We start from the raw sequence: 22825 nt of genomic DNA, 5'->3' as shown, positions 1-22825 counted from the left end.
ATGTTATGGTTATCTGGATTATTTTTAATCATCATCCTGCTGTCATTTGCCATGATCTTTTACATGTGGCGTACGGCTATGCAAGATAGGGTGGTTTCTCAAAACCTATATTTTAAAGACTTTCCTGAAGGCTTTGGCGATGTGCGGATTTTTTTTATATCCGATCTTCATCGGCGGATCATTGCGGATAAATTGATTGAGGAAACACGTGACAAGGCAGATTTGGTGATAATCGGCGGTGACATTAGGGAAAGCGGGGTTCCCTTAGAACGTGTGGAAAAAAATATTTTGAAACTAAAAGAACTTGGTCCCCTTTATTTTGTTTGGGGTAATAATGATTATGAAGGGGACTACCATGAACTGGATGCGACTCTTTTGAAACATGGGGTGAAGATCCTTGATAATACAGCTGTTTCTTTTGAGTCTCAGAATGGCAGCAAAATCGCTCTTCTGGGCATTGATGATATATCGGAAGAACGTGATAGGCTTGACCTTGCCCTGTCGGATTGCGGGAATGAAGATTTCCGGATTTTGGTGAGCCATAATCCATTGGTCAAGAAACAGTTGACTCCGGAACACCATATTAGTCTTGTCCTGTCAGGTCACACCCATGGCGGGCAGATTCGCATATTCGGATTCGGGCCCTATCAGATCGGAAGTGTTAAAAAAGAGGGGGAATGTATATATATGACGAGTAATGGCTATGGGACAAGCGCAGTGCCTTTAAGGCTTGAAGCTAAGCCTGAAACGCACCTCTTCACCCTGAAAAGGGGGACAGACACTGAAATAGGCGAAGCTGTGGAAAAAACCTATTAGGCTGCTTTTAAGCGAGCATACCGGGATTTTACAGACCTTGAAAAATCCACTATAATTTCATCAAATGATCGTACAGTTATTGGAGGCCTTGTAAAACCATGCAAGAAGGTAAATATAATATAAAGGCAGTTTCAAAACTGCTGGACATTCAGTCGGGAACCCTTAGGGCTTGGGAAAGGCGCTATAAATTTATCGAACCTATCAGGAATGAATCGGGGCACCGGCTGTATACTGAAAAACACCTGCAAATCCTTAAGTGGCTCATTACTAAAACAAAGCAAGGTTTTACAATAAGCCAAGCCGTTTCTCTTCTCGAAAGTACTGGCACCCTAGCGCCTGGAGTTCCTGAAACGAACCGTAAGGATGAACAAGCGATTAAGTTATCGGATGAATTAATCGAAGCTCTATTGAATTTCAATGAAAATAAAGCCCATATGATGATAAGCCAAGCATTCAGTATGTATACAATCGAACAAACCATAGTGGATGTACTCGGTTCAATATTGGTTCAGATTGGGGATAAGTGGGAAAGGGGAGAAATTACTTCCGCTCATGAACACTTTGCGTCGAACATAATAAAATCCAGGATCAGTTCGGTTATGCATACAATTCCGACTAATGGTTTTCTTCCGAAAGCCCTTACCGTTTGTGCTCCCGGTGAAAAACATGAATTTGGACTATTGATCTTCACCATTTTTTTGAAGCGGAAAGGGTATGAAACCATTTATTTAGGAGAATCCATTGCAGATAAGGACCTTTTCACCGTTTTAAACATCATTAAGCCCTCTTACCTATTCATGTCATGTTCACTGAAAGAGAATCTTGCTGGAACATTCAAGCTGGTCGAATCTTTATTAAAGGATTTTCCGGATTTGAAGGTGGGTCTTGGCGGTGCAGCTTTGAGCCTTATTTCTGAAGAAGACCGAACTGCCTTCAGCGGAGTCTTAATGGGGGACACGCAATCGAAATGGGAGGAGTGGCTGAAAGGTTAGCGACGGGCGTCTTAGGAGAAATAATGGATATGCACCCTGCGACCAAGGCTTCATATGATGTATGAAGATGGTAACCAGGGGGCATTTTTTTATGAAGCTGGAACGATTAACTAATAATAAAATCAAGATTTTTTTGACCCTTGATGATTTAATTGATAGAGGCATAACGAAAGAAGATATTTTAGGTAATTCCTTAAAGGTTCACAAGCTATTTCAGGATATGGTCGAAGAAGCGTGCGAAGAACTCAGCTTTAAAATGAGTGGCTCCATTGCAATCGAAATTTTCTCCTTGCCCGCGCAAGGGTTGATAATCATCGTGACAAAGGACGAAGAGGAACTATTGGCAGACGAAGAGGAATTCTTGGATTTACAGGTGAAAATTGATGACTTCCCCCATATTCTTTATGTTTTCGATGACTTTGAAGATATCGTCCAATTATCTCATAGATTATCTTTTCAAGGTTTGCTTAAAAGTACCCTTTATCATTTTGAGGGTAGATACTATTTACTTATCGAAAATGTTAAAGACACGACATATGACACGGTCATATCTCTAGCGGCTGAGTATGGCCATGCATCTACATTGACACTCAGCCGCATCAATGAATATGGAACATGTATAATCGAAAATGAAGCGATACATGTTTTGCTCACACATTTTAGCTGACGTAAGACAAATGAGACAAGGCAGCCGCATTACGGTGAAAAAATGTGGTTTGCCTTTTTTTGTGTCAACTTTCGGCCGAACAAGATATACGGTAAAAGAGTAAGAAAGCAGTTGATATGATAACGTTTTCATTTTTAGAATATTTCCAACTTTTAATTTCCCATTTTTACTCTTGCATAAATGTAACGAAGGTGTATACTAGCACATGAAGAGGACTATTTGTACATTATAATTTTATATACGGATGAGATTTTCTAGGAGGTACTTTTAATGGAATCGGCAAAAGGCAATAGCCATGTAAATGAAGAAGAAAAACACGACGTACTGAGGTCAACCCAAACTGTAATACATAAAGCTTTGGATAAGCTGGGTTACCCGGAGGAAGTTTTTGAGCTGTTGAAGGAACCTTTGCGTTTATTGACGGTAAAGATACCGGTACGCATGGATGATGGATCGGTTAAAATTTTCACGGGTTACCGTGCACAGCATAACGATGCTGTTGGGCCTACAAAAGGCGGTATCCGTTTTCACCCTAATGTAACGGAACGTGAAGTGAAGGCATTATCCATTTGGATGAGTTTGAAATGCGGCATCGTAGATTTGCCATACGGCGGGGGTAAAGGCGGTATCGTTTGTGATCCTCGTAATATGTCATTCCGTGAGCTTGAAAGACTGAGCCGGGGCTACGTTCGCGCAATTAGCCAAATCGTGGGGCCGACTAAAGATATCCCGGCACCTGATGTGTTTACAAATTCTCAAATCATGGCTTGGATGATGGATGAATACAGCCGTATGGATGAATTCAACTCGCCAGGATTCATTACGGGTAAACCGCTAGTGCTTGGTGGTTCTCATGGCCGTGAATCAGCCACTGCTAAGGGTGTAACGATCTGTATCAATGAAGCTGCCAAGAAACGCGGCATCGATATTAAAGGGGCACGGGTCGTCATTCAAGGTTTCGGTAACGCAGGTAGTTTCTTAGCTAAGTTCATGCATGACGCAGGAGCTAAAGTCATTGGTATTTCAGATGCATACGGTGCACTCCATGACCCTGAGGGATTGGATATCGATTATCTTCTCGATCGGAGAGATAGTTTCGGAACCGTAACGAAATTGTTTAAAAGCACAATTTCAAATAAAGAACTGCTTGAATTGGAATGTGATATTTTAGTTCCGGCTGCAATCGAAAACCAAATCACTGAAGAAAATGCTGCGGATATCAAAGCATCGATCGTTGTCGAGGCAGCTAACGGACCTACAACAATTGAAGCGACACAAATCCTGACGGATCGCGGAATCCTTCTTGTTCCTGATGTGCTTGCTTCTGCTGGCGGTGTAACGGTTTCTTACTTCGAATGGGTACAAAATAATCAAGGGTATTACTGGTCTGAAGAAGAAGTGGACGAAAAGCTGGAAAAAATCCTTGTAAAATCTTTTAATAACATTTATGAACTTGCTCAATCAAGACGCGTTGATATGCGCCTAGCGGCTTATATGATCGGCGTAAGAAAAATGGCTGAAGCTTCCCGCTTCCGTGGTTGGATCTAAAAGGATTCAAATCAGTATTAATATATAGTTAACATCATGTTCATTGCTTTATCATTGAAATGAATTGTAAAAACTCCTATCATGTATTGATAGGAGTTTTTATTTTTAGACGAACGTATCACACATAGTGGATGGAAAGGCAGTGGAGAATAAAGATGAATGTTGAAGAAGTCATTATCATAGGTGGGGGCCCGTGTGGATTGGCTGCTGCGATCGCTCTTAAAGAAGTGGGAATACAGTCCCTGATCATTGAAAAAGGAAATGTGGTTGATTCCATTTACCGTTATCCGACACATCAAACATTTTTCAGTTCGAGTGAAAAACTGGAAATTGGAGATGTCGCTTTTATAATCGAAAACCGTAAACCGGTCCGCAATCAGGCGCTAGCCTATTATAGGGAGGTAGTCAGAAGGAAAGAATTGCGGGTCAATACATTCGAAAAAGTGGAAAAAGTGGAAAAAAGAGAAGATGGCCAGTTTTTGGTCAAGACATCGAAAGGGGACTATACAGCTCTGCATGTGATCATATCGACCGGATACTATGATCATCCTAACTATATGTGCATACCGGGCGAACAGCTCCCTAAAGTGTTTCATTACTTCAAGGAGGGCCATCCCTACTATAATTGTGATGTTACAGTCATCGGTGGCAAAAACTCAAGTGTGGATGCAGCTTTGGAATTGGTCAAATCAGGAGCAAGGGTTTCAGTCCTTTATAGAGGATCGGATTACTCTCCAAGTATCAAACCTTGGATTCTTCCGGAATTCGAATCATTAGTCCGCAATGGAACGATCAAGATGGAATTTAATGCGAATGTCGACAGGATAACGGAAGACAGCGTGATTTATCATGTAGGTGATGAGGAAAAAGTCATTAAAAATGATTTTGTATTTGCAATGACTGGTTACCATCCTGACCATTCCTTTTTAGCTGCAATGGGCATTACTATTGATAAGGAGACCGGAAGGCCTGCATATAACGAGGAAACGATGGAAACGAACGTTAAAGGTCTTTATATTGCAGGAGTTCTGGCAGCCGGAAATAATGCGAACGAAATCTTCATCGAGAACGGCAGGTTTCATGGTGGATTGATTGCCTATCATTTGGCCGTTAAAGAAAAGTGAATGATATAAATGAGGAGCTGTGACCGTATGGAAAAAATATCATTAATAACGACTGGTGGGACTATTGCCAGTAAAGAAACTGCGAATGGGATGTTGGCCTCTGGTGCATTGACTGGCCATGAGTTGGCATCTCTTTGCGAATTGCCCAGCGATATCGAGGTTAAAGTGGTTGATCTTTTCCAGATTTCAAGCATGTCCATGTCCTTTGAGAAAATGCAGCAGCTTCAATCAGCCATACAAAAGGAATTGGAGGATCCTGAAGTTACGGGAATCGTCGTGACACACGGTACGGATACACTTGAAGAAACGGCATATTTCCTTGATATCACGAGTAAAGATCAACGTCCAATCGTATTAACCGGTTCCCAACGTTCTCCCCAAGAAGTGGGCACCGATGTATATTCCAATCTAAGGAATTCGATATTATGCGCTGCGAGTGATCTTATTAGGGATGTTGGGGTAGTGGTCGTTTTTAATGAGCGGATCTATTCAGCAAAGTATGTCAAAAAAGTACATGCTTCCAATTTACAGGGATTCGAATCTTTTGGCTATGGATATTTGGGGATAATTGATAATGATGTCGTGAGCATCTATCAGAAACCTTTACATAGGGAGTGTTATGATATTCAGAATCGCATCCCAAGGGTGGATATCATCAAGTGCCATACAGGAGCTGACGGCCTCTTTATTGATGCTGCGGTTGCAAACGGTGCGAAAGGCATCGTGCTCGAGGGTGTAGGAAGGGGACAAGTCACCCCTGTAATGGTAACCTCCATACAAGCTGCAATCGATAAAGGAATAACGATCATCATGACTACAAGTGCAGAAGAAGGAAAAGTGTACCCTGCTTATGATTATGAAGGCAGCGCATTTGATCTAAAACAACGCGGTGTGATTTTAGGCGCTGATTATGACAGCAAGAAGGCACGAATCAAGTTAGCTGTCATGCTGGCAAGCGAAAACCCTATAGATGAGACCTTCTTTAAGTACTGAAGGATTAAATAAAATATGGAAGAGTTGATTCTTGGATTCAGTTTTTCTTCATTCCATGGTACGATTAAGGAAACGAAGATGAAAAGAGGGTCAGCTAATGCTGGTCATGTTGTCAGCGGCCATTGCGCCAGGATTGGCGCTACTGAGCTATTTCTATTTGAAAGATCAATATGAGACCGAACCGATATCGGTTGTGGTCAAAACATTTATATTCGGTGTTTTTCTTGTATTTCCGATTATGTTCATACAGTATGTGCTCGAAACCGAACATATCTTGAATACGGATTTAGCAAATGCTTTTTTATGGGCTGCACTGCTTGAGGAATTCTTCAAGTGGTTCATACTCATTTACGTTATTTATCAGCATGTGGCATTCGATGAGCCTTATGATGGGATTGTTTACGGAGCTGCAGTCTCCCTTGGATTCGCCACAATGGAGAATATTTTGTACCTGCTGGCCAACGGGGTGGAACACGCTTTTCTCAGGGCCGTTCTCCCTGTATCCAGTCACGCTTTGTTCGGTGTGATCATGGGATATTATTTGGGCAAGGCGAAATTTTCGGCTTCGAATAATAGGGTCTATTTATTATTGGCATTGATCATACCAATTTCGTTACATGGGGTTTACGATTATATTTTGGTTTCCCAAAAATTTTGGGTGTACTTAATTATGCCATTCATGATTTATCTATGGTGGTTAGGCATGAAAAAAGTAAAGAAAGCACGTTTGTTGTCTGACTTTCACGCAGAAAAACTTTCACAGAATCATTACCTTAGCAAATGACGAATACTATCAAAAAACGGAGTGCTGGCATATTTTGCCCGCTCCGTTTTTTTTATGTTTGGAATAAAAAAGCCAGTAAAGAAGAAAATAGAATTACATTAATTCAAGAAAAAGAGGAGTGTTTTTGATGAAAGGGATTTCGTCAAAATGGAAATGGCTTTTGCTGTTTTCGTGTATAACTATATGTTTCGGAATTTACCCGGAAACAAGAACAAATGCCTTTTCGAGCCAAGTCATTCAAAAAGGTGCGGTTGGAAATGATGTAATTGAACTGCAGGCACGCCTGCAAAACATCGGTTACTATAAGGGAAAGATTGATGGAGCCTATGGATGGGGCACTTATTGGGCACTTCGAAACTTTCAACAAGATTTCGGGCTTCCAATCGATGGTTTAGCAGGGACTACAACAAAACAGAAGTTGGCGAATGCGTCTAATTTCAATAAAGCATGGGTCCATGAGCAAATCAATAAAGGAAACGAGTTCACCTATTATGGGGGAGTCCCCATTGAAAAACAGGTAAAAGCGAAAGGAACTGGAACTGGAGGGACCGCTACCGGAAAGGCCCCTTCCAAACCAACGACATCTGCCAATCTTCCAGGGGGGTATTCTCAAAACGATATACAGCTGATGGCCAATGCCGTTTATGGAGAGGCGCGAGGGGAGCCATATACTGGTCAGGTTGCCGTTGCAGCAGTAATCCTGAATAGGGTGGAAAGTGCTGCATTTCCTAATACCATTTCGGGAGTGATTTTTGAACCTGGGGCGTTTACGGCTGTTGCGGATGGACAGATTTGGCTTACACCGAACGAAAGGGCGAAAGAAGCCGTGGTGGATGCTATCAATGGGTGGGACCCAACTGGTAATGCAGAATATTACTTTAATCCCGATACGGCTACAAGCAAATGGATCTGGTCAAGGGAACAAATTAAAAGAATCGGAAAACATATCTTTTGTAAGTAAAGAGGTGAAGGGAAATGATCAGGAATATAGTGATTGCCCTGCTTGTTGTAGTTGTTGCGGGAACTGCATTCTGGGGTTATCAAGAACATAAGGAAAAAAATGCTGTATTAATCAACGCGGAAAATACGTATCAGCGAGCCTTTCATGATTTAAGCTATCAAGTGGATTTATTGCACGATAAGGTCGGCAGTACTTTGGCCATGAATTCACGTTATTCATTAAGTCCGGCGTTAACAGATGTTTGGCGTATCACTTCCGAAGCCCAAAGTGATGTCGGGCAGTTGCCATTGACCTTGCTTCCTTTTAACAAGACAGAGGAATTTTTATCAAAAATTGCGGACTTCAGTTATAAAACAGCGGTACGGGACCTTGAAAAAGAACCATTGAATGATAAGGAATATGCGACACTGCAATCCTTGTACACACAGGCAGGAGACATCCAGGGAGAGTTAAGGAAAGTGCAGTATCTAGTCCTTAAAAACAATTTAAGATGGATGGATGTCGAAATGGCTCTTGCATCAGGGAAAGAAAATTCGGATAACACGATCATTGACGGATTAAAGACGGTAGAGAAAAAAGTATCTGGGTACGGGGAAACGAATGAGATGAACCCGACTTTTACTTCTGCACAACAGAGGGATGAAAACTTCAAAAATTTGCAAGGTGAAACCATTTCGAAAGAAGAAGCAATCGCGACAGCAAAAAACTATGCACACTCAAAAAGCAAAAATTTGAAGGTGAATGTGGAAGAAAACGGTAAAGGTTCCGATTATGGATTTTATAGTGTGAGCATCCTCGATAAAGATTCCGATACTGAATTGAATATGGATTTGACAAAAAAAGGCGGTTACCCTATTTGGTATATCAATAATAGAGATGTGAACAAAACAAATATTGATTTGAATCAAGCCTATACAAAAGCCGAAGCTTTTTTAAAGGAACATGATTTCAGTTCACTTGAATTATTTGAGAGTGCTCAATACGATAATATCGCATTATTGAATTTCGTGACATCAGAAAATGGGGTCAAGATTTATCCGGATTCAGTCAAGGTCAAAATCGCATTGGATGATGGATCCGTTATAGGGTTTTCAGCTGATGAGTATTTAAAATCACATAAAACCAGGGAATTAGGGAATCCGAATATATCCGAGAAAGAGGCTAAGGACAAAATCAACAGCAACGTAAAAATAATGGAAGAAGGAAAGGCGTTAATCACCAATGATATTGGTGAAGAAGTTCTTTGTTATGAATTTCTCGGTACGATTAAAGACGATACCTACCGTATTTTCATTAATGCAGATACCGGTCAAGAAGAAAAGGTTGAAAAATTAAAGAATTCCGAACCGGTATACGAGAATTTAATTTAAAAGAATCGTCAATCATAAGTTATGGGGAAATGTGCTTAGTCACTTTCCCTTTTTCTTATTTCATGACATAATAACTTCATGATTATTGGATTATATGGGGGATTTCATAGGTAATATTATGTGGTTTCCTCCCTACCGAAAAGGACGTGGACGACGATGTTTAGAATTGGTGATATATTAATGCTCTAACCGAAATACACATCACAGAAGGAAAAGTTCAATTGTATGGTTGTAGAAATGGGGACGGGTTGTTTCTATACGGACTTTCCCATCGATTAAGAGACTGGGAAAATTGCATTCCTTATGGATGGGGACACAGTTCAATGTCACAGTTTCCAATGAAGAGCAGGCTGTTTATGTATTCGAGTCTGAAGTGCTTGGAAAAGTGAAAGGTAGAATACCCATGATGCAACTATTGCTGCCCGAACCAGAAACGTTTGTTAAAATCCAGCGGAGGCAATTCGTGCGCCTGGATGTAACCTTGGATACGGCCATTCATCCAGAACATTCCGAGTTTACCCCTTTTCGTGCATTAACGGAGGATATCAGCGCTGGCGGAGCTTCCATAAGGCTTTTAAAAGGCACTGCTATTCAATCGGTTTCGCAATTATACCTGTGGATGGCGCTTACGATGAAATCAGGTGAGATTCATTATTTAAGGTTAAAAAGCAAAGTCATTCGCGTAACGGAAAAAGAACATGGAAATATGCTGCTGCACGTCCAATTTCTTGAACCTTCAAAAAATGATATACAGACATTAATGAGGTTTATATTTGAAAAGCAGGTGGATTTAAAGAAAAAAGGCTTGCATGTTTAACATGATTGAATGAAAAACAGCGATTCCATCCATACTGCTAATATAAACGGATGGAGGGTGCGGCTTATATGAAAACATTTGAAAGACTATTAATTAAAGTGATCATCATCCAATTGGCCTGCTTATTTTTTTTCCAATTCCTTTTGAGCAGGGAGGACCAAATCTTTGATTTGACCAAGCTCTCGAGGTATGAAGGTGTCACCAGCAATAATTATACGAAAATCATTGAAACATTCAATGGGACCCATAAGTAAAAGCGGTGATCCGCTTTTTTTTGTAAGAAGCTTTTCAATAAAAGGATAACTTATGATGGCTGTAGGGATCAAAAAAGAACAAAGGTGATTTTGAACGTAGACATCCCTTTTATTAATGATTTTCCCGCTAGTTGTGATAAAATGAAAAGGTACTAAATAATCAGCATGATTGTAGGATTCTTGGGAGGATTTATGAAAAAAAAATTATCAGTCGCAATCGATGGACCAGCAGCTGCTGGAAAAAGCACGGTTGCTAAAATTGTTGCAGAAAAGTTCAATTACATATATGTGGATACAGGGGCAATGTATAGGGCCATTACCTATAAGGCCCTTAATCAAAAGATTCTTCTTGATGATGAACAAGCATTATCAGAAGTTCTCATCAATACGGAAATCGAATTAAGACCAAGTGAAAATGGGCAGTTGGTGTTCTTGGATAACGAGGACGTGACAGCCCAAATCAGGAACAATGAAGTGACTGGTTCCGTTTCGGAAGTGGCCAAGCACCGGAGCATCCGGGAGGAATTGGTTCGCAGGCAGCAAATCCTTGGTGAAAATGGCGGTGTCGTCATGGATGGCAGGGATATCGGTACGCATGTGTTACCAAACGCCGAAGTAAAGGTATTTCTAATCGCTTCTGTGGATGAAAGGGCACAGCGGAGGCATCAGGAAAATATATTGAAAGGTTTTCCATCAGATATCGAAAAATTAAGGGAAGAAATCGCAACAAGGGACAAGCTGGACTCCGAACGCGAGGTTTCGCCACTGAAAAAGGCAGCGGATGCTATCGAAATCGATACGACCTCATTATCGATTCAGGAAGTCGCAGAAAGCATCATGTCTTTAATAGAAGAGAGGAAAAGATGACATTGGATTTTTACACATTTGCCAAGAACATCGTAAAAGGCGTTTTAACGCCTTCGTTTAGGGTTAAAGCACTTGGAAAGGAACATATCCCTAAAGAGGGCGGGGTATTGATCTGTGCCAATCACATTGATAATTTGGATCCGCCCGTAGTTGGCATGACGTCTCCAAGGGATATTCATTTCATGGCGAAAGAAGAGTTGTTTCATGCACCTGTTTTAAAGGGTATATTACCAAGAGTAAATGCTTTTCCCGTGAAACGCGGCAATAGCGATCGGGAATCCCTTAGAAAAGGCTTAAAGCTTTTGAAGGAGGGCAAGGCGATTGGTCTGTTTCCCGAGGGAACCAGAAGCAAGACCGGTGAATTGGGAGAAGGTTTGGCGGGTGCCGGATTTTTCGCGTTGCGGTCTGATGCCGTTATCATACCGTGTGCAATCATCGGCCCATATAAATTTTTACGTCCATTGAAGGTCGTTTACGGTCCTCCAATAAATTTTACCGAATATCGTGAACAGAAAATATCAGCCGATGAAGCTACCAAGATCATCATGGAGCATATTGGGAAATTGATTTCCGAGCATAAATAGTCCTTCATACTTGACAATTTTCTGATTTTGTTAGATTTTATAAAATAAGGGTATTGTTCCTTATTGCCGATGAAAAGGAATATAACTTTATTACTCTAAAAAAAACTGTTTTTATCTTTATTAGGAAAGTGTTTTTATTGAACCACTTTAAATAAAATATGTGGCCGATGAAGAGGAAATTTGCTGATCAGTCATGGGTTAAGGAGGAGTTAGTAATGACAGAAGATATGAACCAAGTAGAAGTGAACGATTACAAAGTTGGGGATCAAGTTAAAGCAACCGTTTCAAAGGTAGAAGAAAAACAGGTCATTGTCGATGTGGAAAACAGCAAGACTGATGGAATCATACCTATCAGTGAGCTTTCAAGCCTGCATGTCGAAAAGGCGTCAGATGCCGTTTCGGAAGGTGATGCATTGGAGCTGGAAGTCATTAAAGTCGAAGAAGAAGCTCTCATTCTATCAAAACGTAAAATTGACGCTCTTAAGGCATGGGATGACCTGGAATTGAAATTTGAAAATGGAGACGTATTTGAGGCTGAAGTTAAAGATGTCGTCAAAGGCGGGCTTGTCGTAGATCTAGGCGTACGTGGTTTTGTTCCAGCTTCTCTAGTAGAAGACTATTTCGTTGAAGACTTTTCTGATTACAAAAACAAAACTTTAACATTCAAGATCGTTGAGCTTGAGAAAGACAAAAATCGCTTAATCCTCTCACATCGGGCTGTGGTCCAGGACCAAAAGGAAAAGCAAAAAGCAAACGTTTTGGATAAGATTGAAAGCGGGCAAGTGCTTGAGGGTGTGGTCCAAAGGATTACCGATTTTGGTGCGTTCGTGGATATTGGTGGCGTAGACGGCCTTGTCCACATTTCACAGCTTTCCCATCAGCATGTCGACAAGGCATCCGATGTCGTTTCCGAAGGGGATAAGGTGCAGGTGAAAGTGCTATCCATCGATCGTGATAATGAAAGGATTTCACTTTCCATCAAGGATACCCTTCCTGGACCTTGGGCAGGAATTGCAGAAAAAGCTGCCAAAGGCTCTACACTGGAAGGTATCGTCAAACGCCTTGTTTCTTTCGGTGCATTCGTGGAAATTTTTCCAGGCGTAGAAGGGCTTGTCCATATATCACAAATTTCACACAAGCATATTGCCACACCGCAAGAAGTACTTAAAGAAGGCCAGTCTGTCGAAGTGAAAGTGCTCGAAGTCAATGAAACGGATCAGCGTTTATCATTGAGCATCAAGGAACTTGAAGAACCTCAATCCAATTACAACACATCAGATTATGAGATGCCTGAAGAATCGAAGGGTTTTCAGCTAGGTGAAATGATCGGTGATCAATTGAAAAAACTAAAATAAGATAATAATGGTGATGGCCTTGGAGAGAAAACAACGAAAATTAGATCATATAGAATTTGCGCTTAAGACAGGACAGCAGCATCAAACCGGACTAGAAGATATTTCGTTTATTCACCAAAGCTTACCAGGTATTTCCTTGAATAATGTGAACCTCACGGCAGAAGTTGGCGAACTTGAATTAAGTTCGCCAATTTTTATAAATGCCATGACCGGAGGCGGAGGCCCTGAAACGGAAAAATTGAATGGTGACCTAGCCATTGCTGCAAGGGAAACGGGAATCGCCATGGCGGTAGGATCGCAAATGGCAGCCATCAAGGATCCTGGCCAGCAAGCTTCTTTCAAAGTTGTAAGGAAGGAAAATCCTGATGGTGTGTTGATTGGTAATCTCGGTGGTGAAGCAACAGTCGAACAGGCTAAGCGGGCAAGCGAAATGATCGGGGCCGATGCCCTTCAAATACATATTAACGTCATCCAAGAATTGACGATGCCTGAAGGGGACAGGGATTTTGCGGGTACCCTTTCGAGAATAGAAAAAATCAATAAAACGATTGGAATTCCTGTCATCGTAAAAGAAGTTGGATTTGGGATGAGTATGGAAACGGTGCAGCAATTACATTCCGTAGGTGTTTCAATCATAGATGTAGGCGGGTTTGGCGGAACGAATTTTGCTAAAATCGAGAATGAAAGACGTGCAAAAATACTCGGATATTTTAATGAATGGGGCATCCCGACAGCCGCATCGATTGTCGAAGCGGTAAATGTTTCACCACAGCTTTCAGTTATAGGTTCGGGTGGCATTCAAAGCCCTTTGGAAATTACAAAAAGCCTGGCGCTAGGAGCAAGAGGTGTCGGATTGGCCGGACATTTCCTCAAGCTATATAAAGAGTTGGGCTTGGAACAATTGATTAAAGAAATACATTACATACATGAAGATTTAAAGGTCATCATGACTGCACTCGGATGCGGTAATATCTCAGAGCTAAGAAAATCGAAACTGGTCATCAAAGGAAATACCTATCATTGGTTATCTCAAAGAGGCATTGATTGTTCGGCATATGCTAAATGAGTGACCACAAAAAGGAAGCATCTCATTGAATCGAATGGAGATGCTTCCTTTTTGTTCATGGATAGACTTAACTATTCCTTTTTCGTGCCTCTTCAGGGCTTTCCATACTTGTTGCCCCTTTATGACCCAGTGATTGGTCCCTGTCGGACTCCACCCGTTTACTTTCTCTCAATTTCTTCTCTTGTCGATCTTTTCCCATGTTCACACCTCCTTTTTACATGATAGGGGGAAGCTTTCCTCATTAAATGCCGTGCTTAACGTTTATACTTTGAATAAACAAGCCATAATGTTCCTTAAAGGGGGGACGCTGCATGGATGGAATTATATTTTATTGGATTTCATGGATAGTTTGGGTCATTGTCATGTATTTTATTCCGAAAACGGTTCCCTTTCGTTTTGATTTTCTTTTTCATCTATTAGCCGTAATGGTATTAGCGGGCTATAAACTGGAGGCTCCGTTGGTTTCCGTCCATTTGAGCGGACCGTATCTTTTCTTTATTCTGTGTGTGTATATTAGGAAGAAATCAATCATCAAGATGATGGAACTGATCAGCGGAAGTCTTATTATCACTCTCGCTTATGCGAGTTTTCAACTTTTTTCTTTACTTGATCCGATATGGCTCATAATGAAACCATCTTATCTTTTGTGTATTTTCCTTAATTATCTTATATTATTACTTTTTAAAAATTGGAAACATCGATTGTTCGTCCTTTTAATTGGGATGCTGCTGGGAGATATCATCTATTCCGGATTACTTGCTTACCACTCTTTACCTTATGTGGCCCTTGCTTACGCATGGCATGATAATGCCGTGCTGGTATTGGGAGCAAACATACTGTTGAGAATGTTGGAACTGGTTGGCCAATACATTTATACAATTTCCCATTCGAGATTTTTATCAAAACAAGGAAAAGAGAATTTTAATCAATGAGTATGGAGAAAATTAAAATGGGGTATTAGCTGTTTTATCAAAAGGCAGAAATATAAATGGAACCAATTGGAATTGGAAGGCTTTTATTCATACAATCATTGTTGATTGGCGAGAAATTTGTTACTATAGGATAGTTAGAGGTCTGTAGATAAATCGTAAAATGCTCTAAACAATTAAAAAGGAAGCCGTATGCCGGAGCTTTCTTCATTTTTTTGGGCTGTTTAGAATCATGTTTTAGCATGCAGAGGGTTCAGCTTCATGTCACCTAAGGAACCGGGGCGTCAAGTGGACAAACCGCCCGTGAATACCTGATGATTTTAACTGAACATCAGTTGGGATTATTCTTACTGATGAAAGATTCCTTTAAATGATGATGAATACAACCTTTTCCTTTAAAAGGAAATTATGAAAATCAATAATGCAAAGCAACCGTAATAAATGCATTCATGAATTTCGTGACTTTGACAGAGATATAGTAGCAGAAAGGGTGAATAGCAATGCCAAAACCGGTAATTGCGATAGTCGGTCGTCCGAACGTGGGAAAATCGACAATCTTTAATAGAATAGTTGGAGAACGGGTTTCGATTGTCGAAGACGTTCCTGGAGTGACCCGGGACAGGATTTATAGTTCGGGTGAATGGTTGACACATGATTTCAACATTATTGATACAGGTGGAATTGATATCGGTGACGAGCCGTTCCTAGAACAAATTCGCCAGCAGGCTGAAATTGCCATTGACGAAGCTGATGTGATTATTTTTATGACGAATGGTCGCGAAGGTGTAACGGCTGCTGATGAAGAGGTCGCAAAGATACTCTATAAATCAAGAAAGCCGGTTGTCCTTGCAGTAAATAAAGTCGATAACCCAGAAATGAAAGATCAAATTTATGATTTCTATGCGTTAGGTTTTGGCGATCCATTCCCGATCTCCGGGTCTCATGGACTTGGTCTTGGTGACCTTCTGGATGAAGCGGCTAAACATTTCCCTAAATTTGACGGCCCGGATTATGCTGATGATGTCATTAAATTCAGTTTGATTGGAAGACCGAACGTAGGTAAATCTTCTCTGGTCAATGCATTGTTAGGTGAAGAACGCGTCATTGTCAGTGATATTGAAGGTACGACTCGTGACGCGATTGACTCTCCGTATAAGTACAATGGCAAAGAGTATGTCATTATTGATACAGCGGGGATGCGGAAAAAAGGCAAGGTGTATGAAAGTACGGAAAAATATAGCGTACTTCGTGCATTAAGGGCAATTGAACGTTCAGACGTTGTTCTTGTAGTCCTGAACGCCGAAGAAGGAATTCGTGAGCAGGATAAGAAAATTGCAGGATATGCCCATGAAGCGGGTAGGGCGGTCATCATCGTCGTCAATAAGTGGGATGCCATCGAGAAAGATGAAAAAACGATGAAGGATTTTGAAGAAAAGATCCGGGCTCATTTCCTGTTCTTGGATTATGCGCCAATCATTTATCTTTCTGCCTTAACGAAAAAACGGACACATACCTTAATACCGGTCATTGATCAGGCTAGTGAGAATCATGCTATCCGGGTTCAGACAAATGTATTGAATGAAGTGGTAATGGATGCCGTGGCAATGAATCCGACACCGACTCATAATGGAAACCGTTTGAAAATTTACTATACGACACAGGTAGCCATCAAGCCGCCAACTTTCGTCGTATTCGTTAACGATCCGGAGTTATTGCATTTCTCATATGAGAGATTTTTAGAAAATCGAATTAGGGATGCCTTTGGTTTTGAAGGAACACCAATACGAATTTTTGGACGCCAGAGAAAATAGTAAAGGTGGTTATACCGTGGTAAAAGAAAAAGAAAGTATCGCAGTGATTGGAGCTGGGAGCTGGGGGACTGCTTTAGCGCTTGTAATCGCTGATAACCAGCATGAAGTGAGGTTATGGGGACATAATCAGAATCAAATTAATGAAATCAATCAAAATCATACGAATGAAAAATACTTGCCTGGGATTGAATTGCCTTTGGGGATTAAAGGTTTTTCTTCCATTAAGGAAGCATTGGCCGGGATTGAAATAATAATCTTGGCTGTTCCTACAAAAGCCTATCGGGAAGTGCTTGGTCAGATTGAAGAGGCTCATGATAAACCATTGACAATCGTTCATGTGAGTAAGGGAATTGAACCTGATTCCCTGCTTCGTATATCGGAAATGATTGAAGAAGTCTCTTCGTCAGAATGGCTTAAGGATATAGTGGTTCTTTCAGGACCGAGCCATGCAGAAGAAGTCAGTTTACGTCACCCGACAACAGTTGCCGTTTCTTCAAAGAATATGAAAGCTGCCGAAAGGGTTCAGGACATCTTTATCAATAATAATTTCCGTGTATATACGAATCCGGACTTGATTGGTGTTGAAATCGGAGGGGCTTTAAAGAACATCATTGCTTTGGCTGCCGGCATCACGGATGGTTTAGGCTATGGGGATAATGCCAAGGCTGCATTAATGACTCGAGGGTTGGCTGAAATATCCCGTCTAGGGGTGGCTATGGGGGCTAACCCACTAACGTTTTCAGGTTTAGCTGGGATTGGCGACTTGATCGTCACTTGTACAAGCGTTCATTCCCGTAATTGGAGAGCTGGGAATATGCTTGGTAAAGGGCAAAAGCTTGAAGAAGTTTTGGAAAACATGGGGATGGTCGTTGAAGGTGTCAGAACTACTAAAGCCGCCTATCAACTAGCCCAAAAGTACGAAGTGAATATGCCGATCACCGAAGCCCTGTACGATGTTTTATTCAATGGGGAAGAAGTGAAAAAGGCAGTTGACCTTTTGATGAATCGTTCAAAAACGAATGAGATGGAAGAACTTTTTAACATATTGGATAGCAGGCAGCAGGATTAATCTCCAATCTGTTGATTTTCATAAAAGAATTTCATTAAATTAGGCATTTGATGATGCGCCTTGCCGTGTATCAGCATACAATGCAACGAAAGTAAACTAGTAATTTGACCTCGGCACGGGGGATTTAGTCAAATGAGCAGAAGATATCTAAATATCTTCTGCTTTTTTTATGGGCAAAAAATCTTCTGTTTATGAATAATTGAATAGATTATTCAAATTTGCATAAATCATTCTACATATTTCCTTGTTTTTTGTGAAAAATCGACCCTTTTTTTTGGTATGAAAATTGCGAAGTGTAATATGACCAAAAAATTTTAAGGGGAGGCGAGAAAAGTTTGTTACCATTTTCTCGCTTAAAAAGGAAGGGGAATGATACATGCAAACAGGTAATCTGAAAAGGTCTTTAAACTTGTGGCATATCGTATTGCTCGGTGTTGGATATATGACGCCGATGGTTGTTTTTGATACATTCGGGATAGTTTCCGAAAAAACCGGGGGGCATGTACCGACCGCTTATATCATTGCTCTTTTGGCAATGTTGTTTACAGCAGCCAGTTATGGAAAAATGGTTAAAATATATCCGCAGGCAGGTTCATCCTATACTTACACACAAAAAACGATCAGTCCGCATTTAGGCTTCCTTGTCGGGTGGTCTTCGTTACTTGACTATTTATTTTTACCGATGGTGAACGGCATTTTGACAAAAATATACTTAACTGCTCTTTTTCCGGAAGTATACCCGTGGATTTGGGTGGTGGCATTTGTCCTTTTAATGACAGTCATTAACTTATTCAATGTTAATTTTGCGGCCAACTTTAATAGCTTCCTTGTTTTTTTTCAAATGTTGGTCATCGTCATTTTTGGCGTACTTGTCGTTAAAGGAGTCATGGGTGGAGAAGGGACTGGAGAGGTCTTGTCGGTTCAGCCATTCATCGGGCCCCATATGGAAGTCTCGACGCTCATAACTGGTGCTACAATCCTTTGTTTTTCTTTTTTGGGGTTTGACGCAGTCACTACTTTATCGGAAGAAACACCGAATCCATCCAAAACGGTCCCCCGGGCCATCTTTTTGACTGCCCTGATCGGAGGGGTTTTATTCGTGACAGCATCATTTTTTACACAGTTATTTTTCCCGGATGTTTCCCGTTTTAGCGATCCTGAAGCAGCTTCTCCGGAAATTGCCCTTTTCGTGGGCGGGAAGTTATTTCAGGCATTCTTTCTTGCAGGAACCTTATGCGGTACCCTTGCCTCCGGTCTTGCATCTCACGCTAGTGTTTCTAGGTTGCTATATGTCATGGGGCGTGACCAAATGATCCCGAAAAAACTATTTGGGTTTGTCCACCCCAAGTACAACACGCCATTTTTTAATGTCATTTTTGTCGGGTCGATATCACTGGTTGCCTTATTCCTTGATTTGGTTACGGCCACTTCCCTCATAAACTTTGGGGCATTAATCGCTTTTACCTTCGTGAATATTTCCGTAATCGTCCATTCGATAAGAAACAAAAGCTTCAGAACGATTAGAGGTTTTCTTTCAACTATTCTTTCCCCGGTTTTAGGCGCGGCTTCAGTCTTCATCCTTTGGCTTAATCTCGAGATGAGTTCCTTGATTTTAGGAATAGTCTGGGCGGTAATTGGGATTGGTTATCTTCTGTATCGGACCAAATGGTTTACGGAATCCCCTCCGCTATTTCATTTTGAAAAAGCACAGTGAATTTAATCTACTGTTTCATTACACGAAGGAGGGTGTTATATGGCTGATGATAAATGAAGAGGTCAGTAATGCTATTGCTTGTCGTTCTATCCCGTTCATGCCGTTAGCAACATGTATTCAGAGCTTAGAGCAAGAATATGTCGCTTAGTTTGGTTCCCGGGAGCTTTCATGGTGTACAGTTATGTAATGTTGGAAAAGTCATTCCTTCGGCAGGAATCGGTAAAGGTTCATATGCAAAGTCCATTCATGCATATGCCTGTTTTTGTAGGCTAGTCGATACTGATGGATTAATTATTCATTTCAATTATATTGCTTTTAATAAATTTCCTTCTTTACTGACCTTTCCATAAGCGTTGAATTTACTGATTATTGTGACGGTTCCGTGTCATGGTTAGGAAAATCGGTGCGAATGCAAATGCGGTACTAACGTTCGTCGCCTTGCTTTTGATGGTATTTATCCATCTGGGAAATTACGTAGGGGAATGAATAGGGAAAAGTGACGGGGGCAGAAGCATTGGAAGCTACATTTTACCCTTGGTACCTTATAGTGTTGCAAACAGGTATGGAGCCGTAATGACGGTATGGCGAGAGCTGTCCCATCTGTATAAAAAGCCTTAGCAGGGGACGTCCATCCACGAATCATAACAAACAGGAATAAGCAAAATTCAAACATGATTGGAATGTAAGATAAGGTGGACGGTCCTTTATAAAATAAGTCTAAGCTGCATATCAGGTTTTTAGGTCAAAAGGGTCCGTTAAAGGACCCTTTTGTCGTGGAACAAGTAAAGGTAAATGCTGGATATGAGTAATGGTGCCTCTTATTTTTTATCTTGCAATTCGGAATTGTGATAAAATATAGGTTAGGTTACAAAAGGAGAGTGAAACTGTGTTATATATTCCGGATGATAAAATTAGACCATTCATAACTATAACAATTGATCAGCCTACGTTTTCAGACCAAAATATTCATGAGATACAGGAACCTTTCTTCTTTCTTATGAAGGAAAATCAAGTGTTTGCGTATATCCGTATGGATGACCTCCCGTTAAATGAAAAAATAACGACAGTCGATCAGCTTTTACAGTATGCTTTTTCGATTGATAATGTTTGTAAATTGCACCCTAACATTTCCTTGCCGCATCTGTTTCAAATTATCGGTGAACCTATCGTGCTGATAAAAACGGATGATGGCATGCTAACCGGTTATGTAAAAAGGGAAGATGTATTAGCTGAATTATTCAAGCAGGACAGCAAACAAAATTTAGACCTGCTAAATGTTATCTTAACCTCCATTCCTATGGGGATATTTGTGGCTGATAAAGAAAAGAATATCGTGAACTTCAATGAATCAGGCTTGAAGATGATAAAAAAACCTTCTGAACAAGTCCTTAATGAACCTGCTGCGAACATCTTCAATAAGCAGCATATACATAGCGTGTTTGCCAGCGGGAGCAGTATTCTGAATCAGTTGGAGATTACTGATGTCATGAGTGTGCTTGTCGACTATAGCCCGATTCTGAACCATGAAAAAGAAGTCGAAGGCCTGATCATCATCGTTCAGGATTTACCGATGGTTGAGGAAATGGCCATGGAAATAGAATTGATAAAAAGCTCGAATAAAGACTTGAATGCCATTTTAGCGAATATCTATGATGAAATACTTGTAGTCAATCAAAAAGGAGAGCTGCTGCGCTATAGTGACAGCATCATCTCGGGATTCTGGGGGAAGGACTTAAAAGATTATATCGGGAAGAATCTCTTGCAATTAGAGGATGAAGGGATTTTTAATCCTTCGGTAACCCGGTTAGTCCTTGAACAAAAAAAGAAAGTATCGATTGTCCAAGATACGAAAATGAATAAGAAAGTCCTTTCCGTCGGCACCCCTGTGTTCAATGAAAAAGGGGAAATAGATCGAATAGTCATTGCATCAAGGGATATAACGGAAACGACACAATTGAAATCGGAATTAAATGAAATGAGGAAAGAACTGGACTCATTCAAAAAACAGGATCAATTTTATAAAGAGTTGGTTTTTGCAAGTCCTAAAATGGAGCAGATAATCAGCCAAGTCAAGAAAATCGCCCATTTTTCATCTACTGTATTAATCAATGGGGAGTCGGGAGTAGGTAAAGAAGTGATAGCTGAAGCCATTCATAAAATGGGCAGGCGATCTAAACAACCTTTCCTGAAGATAAATTGCGGGGCGATTCCGGAAAACCTTCTCGAAAGTGAATTGTTTGGTTATACGAAGGGTTCCTTTACAGGAGCGGATAAAAACGGGAAGGTAGGATACTTTCAGCAGGCCAATAAGGGTGTTTTATTCCTGGATGAAGTGGGTGACATGCCCATACATCTGCAAGTCAAGCTGCTGCGGGTACTCCAGGAACAGGAAGTGATACCGATTGGCAGCACTACACCCATTTCCATTGATGTTCAAATTGTTGCGGCCACGAATAAGAGTCTGGAAAAAATGGTCGAGATGGGCACGTTCCGAGAAGATTTATTCTATCGATTGAACGTCATACCCATACATGTGCCCCCATTAAGGGAAAGGCCGGAGGATATACCGCCGCTAGCCTTTCATTTCCTGCAAAAACTGAATGAAAGGTATCAGCGGAATTATCACTTTTCCCCCGATGCATTAAATATACTGGAAGTCTATACTTGGCCGGGAAACATTCGTGAGTTGCAGAACATGATTGAAAGATTGGTTGTTTCTGCAGATGAAGAGATGATCGATGCTGACTTCATTCAAAGGTTCATACCTGTGGGCAGTGACTTTAAACAAACGAAACCCATCATTACGAGAATCCTTCCGCTGCAGGAAGCACAGGATCATGTGGAAGAACAATTGATCATGCTTGCCATGAAACAGTATAAAACCACGACCAAAGCGGCTAAAGCGCTTGGGATAAGTCAATCGTCAGTGAGCAGGAAGTATCAAAAAGTGTTAGCTGAACAAAGTAAGAAAATCGAAAATGATGCATTTTGATTAAAAGCCGTTGCCGAGTGATGAAAATCACTTGTCAACGGCTTTTATTTTTATGAGGGCATTTTCGAAGCTTATCAATGATTTCCCAAACTCGATTATGCAAAGTGAAATA

General features: G+C 40.9%; 21 protein-coding genes. 20 read left to right on the top strand and 1 reads right to left on the bottom strand.

All coding sequences use genetic code 11. The features are described from left to right. The 15 genes from ADA55_RS08075 to fni all read left to right on the top strand — a co-directional run bounded on the left by ADA55_RS08075 (window position 1) and on the right by fni (window position 14198). Window positions 1-816: a metallophosphoesterase gene (locus ADA55_RS08075; RefSeq protein ID WP_048681761.1), complete on the top strand. Its 816-nt coding sequence runs from the start codon at window positions 1-3 to the stop codon at window positions 814-816. 98 nt (window positions 817-914) lie between these two features. Next, window positions 915-1808, top strand: coding sequence for a MerR family transcriptional regulator (locus ADA55_RS08070; RefSeq protein ID WP_048681758.1), 894 nt, complete (start codon window positions 915-917; stop codon window positions 1806-1808). Window positions 1809-1899: 91 nt separating this feature from the next. Continuing rightward, window positions 1900-2475 (top strand): genetic competence negative regulator, encoded by a 576-nt coding sequence (locus ADA55_RS08065; RefSeq protein WP_048681755.1) that lies wholly within the window; start codon window positions 1900-1902, stop codon window positions 2473-2475. Window positions 2476-2745: 270 nt separating this feature from the next. Then, a complete protein-coding gene (locus ADA55_RS08060) occupies window positions 2746-4023 on the top strand; it encodes a Glu/Leu/Phe/Val family dehydrogenase (RefSeq protein WP_048681753.1) in 1278 nt (425 codons plus the stop codon). 155 nt (window positions 4024-4178) lie between these two features. Continuing rightward, window positions 4179-5147, top strand: coding sequence for a YpdA family putative bacillithiol disulfide reductase (locus ADA55_RS08055; protein ID WP_048681751.1), 969 nt, complete (start codon window positions 4179-4181; stop codon window positions 5145-5147). 27 nt (window positions 5148-5174) lie between these two features. Continuing rightward, window positions 5175-6140, top strand: coding sequence for an asparaginase (locus ADA55_RS08050; RefSeq protein ID WP_048681748.1), 966 nt, complete (start codon window positions 5175-5177; stop codon window positions 6138-6140). A 97-nt stretch (window positions 6141-6237) separates the two neighbouring features. After that, window positions 6238-6924 carry a glutamic-type intramembrane protease PrsW gene (prsW, locus tag ADA55_RS08045; protein WP_048681744.1) on the top strand — a complete coding sequence of 229 codons (687 nt, stop codon included), beginning with the start codon at window positions 6238-6240 and terminating at the stop codon, window positions 6922-6924. Between the two features lie 136 nt (window positions 6925-7060). After that, a complete protein-coding gene (gene sleB, locus ADA55_RS08040; RefSeq protein ID WP_373689801.1) occupies window positions 7061-7885 on the top strand; it encodes a spore cortex-lytic enzyme in 825 nt (274 codons plus the stop codon). 14 nt (window positions 7886-7899) lie between these two features. Next, window positions 7900-9255 (top strand): germination protein YpeB, encoded by a 1356-nt coding sequence (gene ypeB / locus ADA55_RS08035; RefSeq protein WP_048681731.1) that lies wholly within the window; start codon window positions 7900-7902, stop codon window positions 9253-9255. 292 nt (window positions 9256-9547) lie between these two features. Continuing rightward, on the top strand, window positions 9548-10072 hold the full coding sequence (locus ADA55_RS08030) for a flagellar brake protein (RefSeq protein WP_048681729.1): 525 nt from the start codon (window positions 9548-9550) through the stop codon (window positions 10070-10072). Window positions 10073-10140: 68 nt separating this feature from the next. Beyond that, window positions 10141-10326 (top strand): YpfB family protein, encoded by a 186-nt coding sequence (locus tag ADA55_RS08025; protein WP_048681726.1) that lies wholly within the window; start codon window positions 10141-10143, stop codon window positions 10324-10326. 192 nt (window positions 10327-10518) lie between these two features. Continuing rightward, window positions 10519-11193 carry a (d)CMP kinase gene (gene cmk, locus ADA55_RS08020; protein ID WP_048681724.1) on the top strand — a complete coding sequence of 225 codons (675 nt, stop codon included), beginning with the start codon at window positions 10519-10521 and terminating at the stop codon, window positions 11191-11193. After that, window positions 11190-11777, top strand: coding sequence for a lysophospholipid acyltransferase family protein (locus ADA55_RS08015; RefSeq protein ID WP_176702867.1), 588 nt, complete (start codon window positions 11190-11192; stop codon window positions 11775-11777). Before cmk ends, ADA55_RS08015 begins: the two co-directional genes overlap by 4 nt. Window positions 11778-11992: 215 nt before the next feature. Next, window positions 11993-13132, top strand: coding sequence for a 30S ribosomal protein S1 (gene rpsA, locus ADA55_RS08010; protein WP_048681722.1), 1140 nt, complete (start codon window positions 11993-11995; stop codon window positions 13130-13132). Window positions 13133-13151: 19 nt separating this feature from the next. Next, complete coding sequence (gene fni / locus ADA55_RS08005; protein ID WP_048681786.1) at window positions 13152-14198, top strand: type 2 isopentenyl-diphosphate Delta-isomerase; 1047 nt, start codon at window positions 13152-13154, stop codon at window positions 14196-14198. 67 nt (window positions 14199-14265) lie between these two features. Here fni and ADA55_RS27945 read toward each other — a convergent pair whose 3' ends face one another. Next, the gene (locus ADA55_RS27945) at window positions 14266-14397 is read right to left on the bottom strand and encodes a YpzI family protein (RefSeq protein WP_065421122.1); all 132 of its coding nucleotides are present in this window, start codon (window positions 14395-14397) and stop codon (window positions 14266-14268) included. 112 nt (window positions 14398-14509) lie between these two features. Here ADA55_RS27945 and ADA55_RS08000 point away from each other — a divergent pair, with 112 nt between their 5' ends. From ADA55_RS08000 to ADA55_RS07975, 5 genes are all read left to right on the top strand, one after another. Then, window positions 14510-15130, top strand: a complete 621-nt coding sequence (locus tag ADA55_RS08000; RefSeq protein WP_048681719.1) for a YphA family membrane protein — start codon at window positions 14510-14512, stop codon at window positions 15128-15130. A 497-nt stretch (window positions 15131-15627) separates the two neighbouring features. Continuing rightward, a complete protein-coding gene (gene der / locus ADA55_RS07995) occupies window positions 15628-16938 on the top strand; it encodes a ribosome biogenesis GTPase Der (protein WP_034308039.1) in 1311 nt (436 codons plus the stop codon). A 16-nt stretch (window positions 16939-16954) separates the two neighbouring features. Beyond that, the gene (locus ADA55_RS07990) at window positions 16955-18007 is read left to right on the top strand and encodes an NAD(P)H-dependent glycerol-3-phosphate dehydrogenase (protein WP_048681716.1); all 1053 of its coding nucleotides are present in this window, start codon (window positions 16955-16957) and stop codon (window positions 18005-18007) included. Between the two features lie 376 nt (window positions 18008-18383). After that, window positions 18384-19721 (top strand): APC family permease, encoded by a 1338-nt coding sequence (locus ADA55_RS07985; protein WP_048681713.1) that lies wholly within the window; start codon window positions 18384-18386, stop codon window positions 19719-19721. An 886-nt stretch (window positions 19722-20607) separates the two neighbouring features. Then, window positions 20608-22713: a sigma 54-interacting transcriptional regulator gene (locus ADA55_RS07975; protein ID WP_048681707.1), complete on the top strand. Its 2106-nt coding sequence runs from the start codon at window positions 20608-20610 to the stop codon at window positions 22711-22713. The last annotated feature ends 112 nt before the right edge of the window (window positions 22714-22825 follow it).

The sequence above is a fragment of the Bacillus sp. 220_BSPC genome, from assembly GCF_001054655.1.
GTDB classification, from domain to species: Bacteria; Bacillota; Bacilli; order Bacillales; family DSM-1321; genus Peribacillus; species Peribacillus frigoritolerans.
Note: the sequence above shows the minus strand (reverse complement) of the source record. Positions and strands in the feature narration are given on the sequence as shown.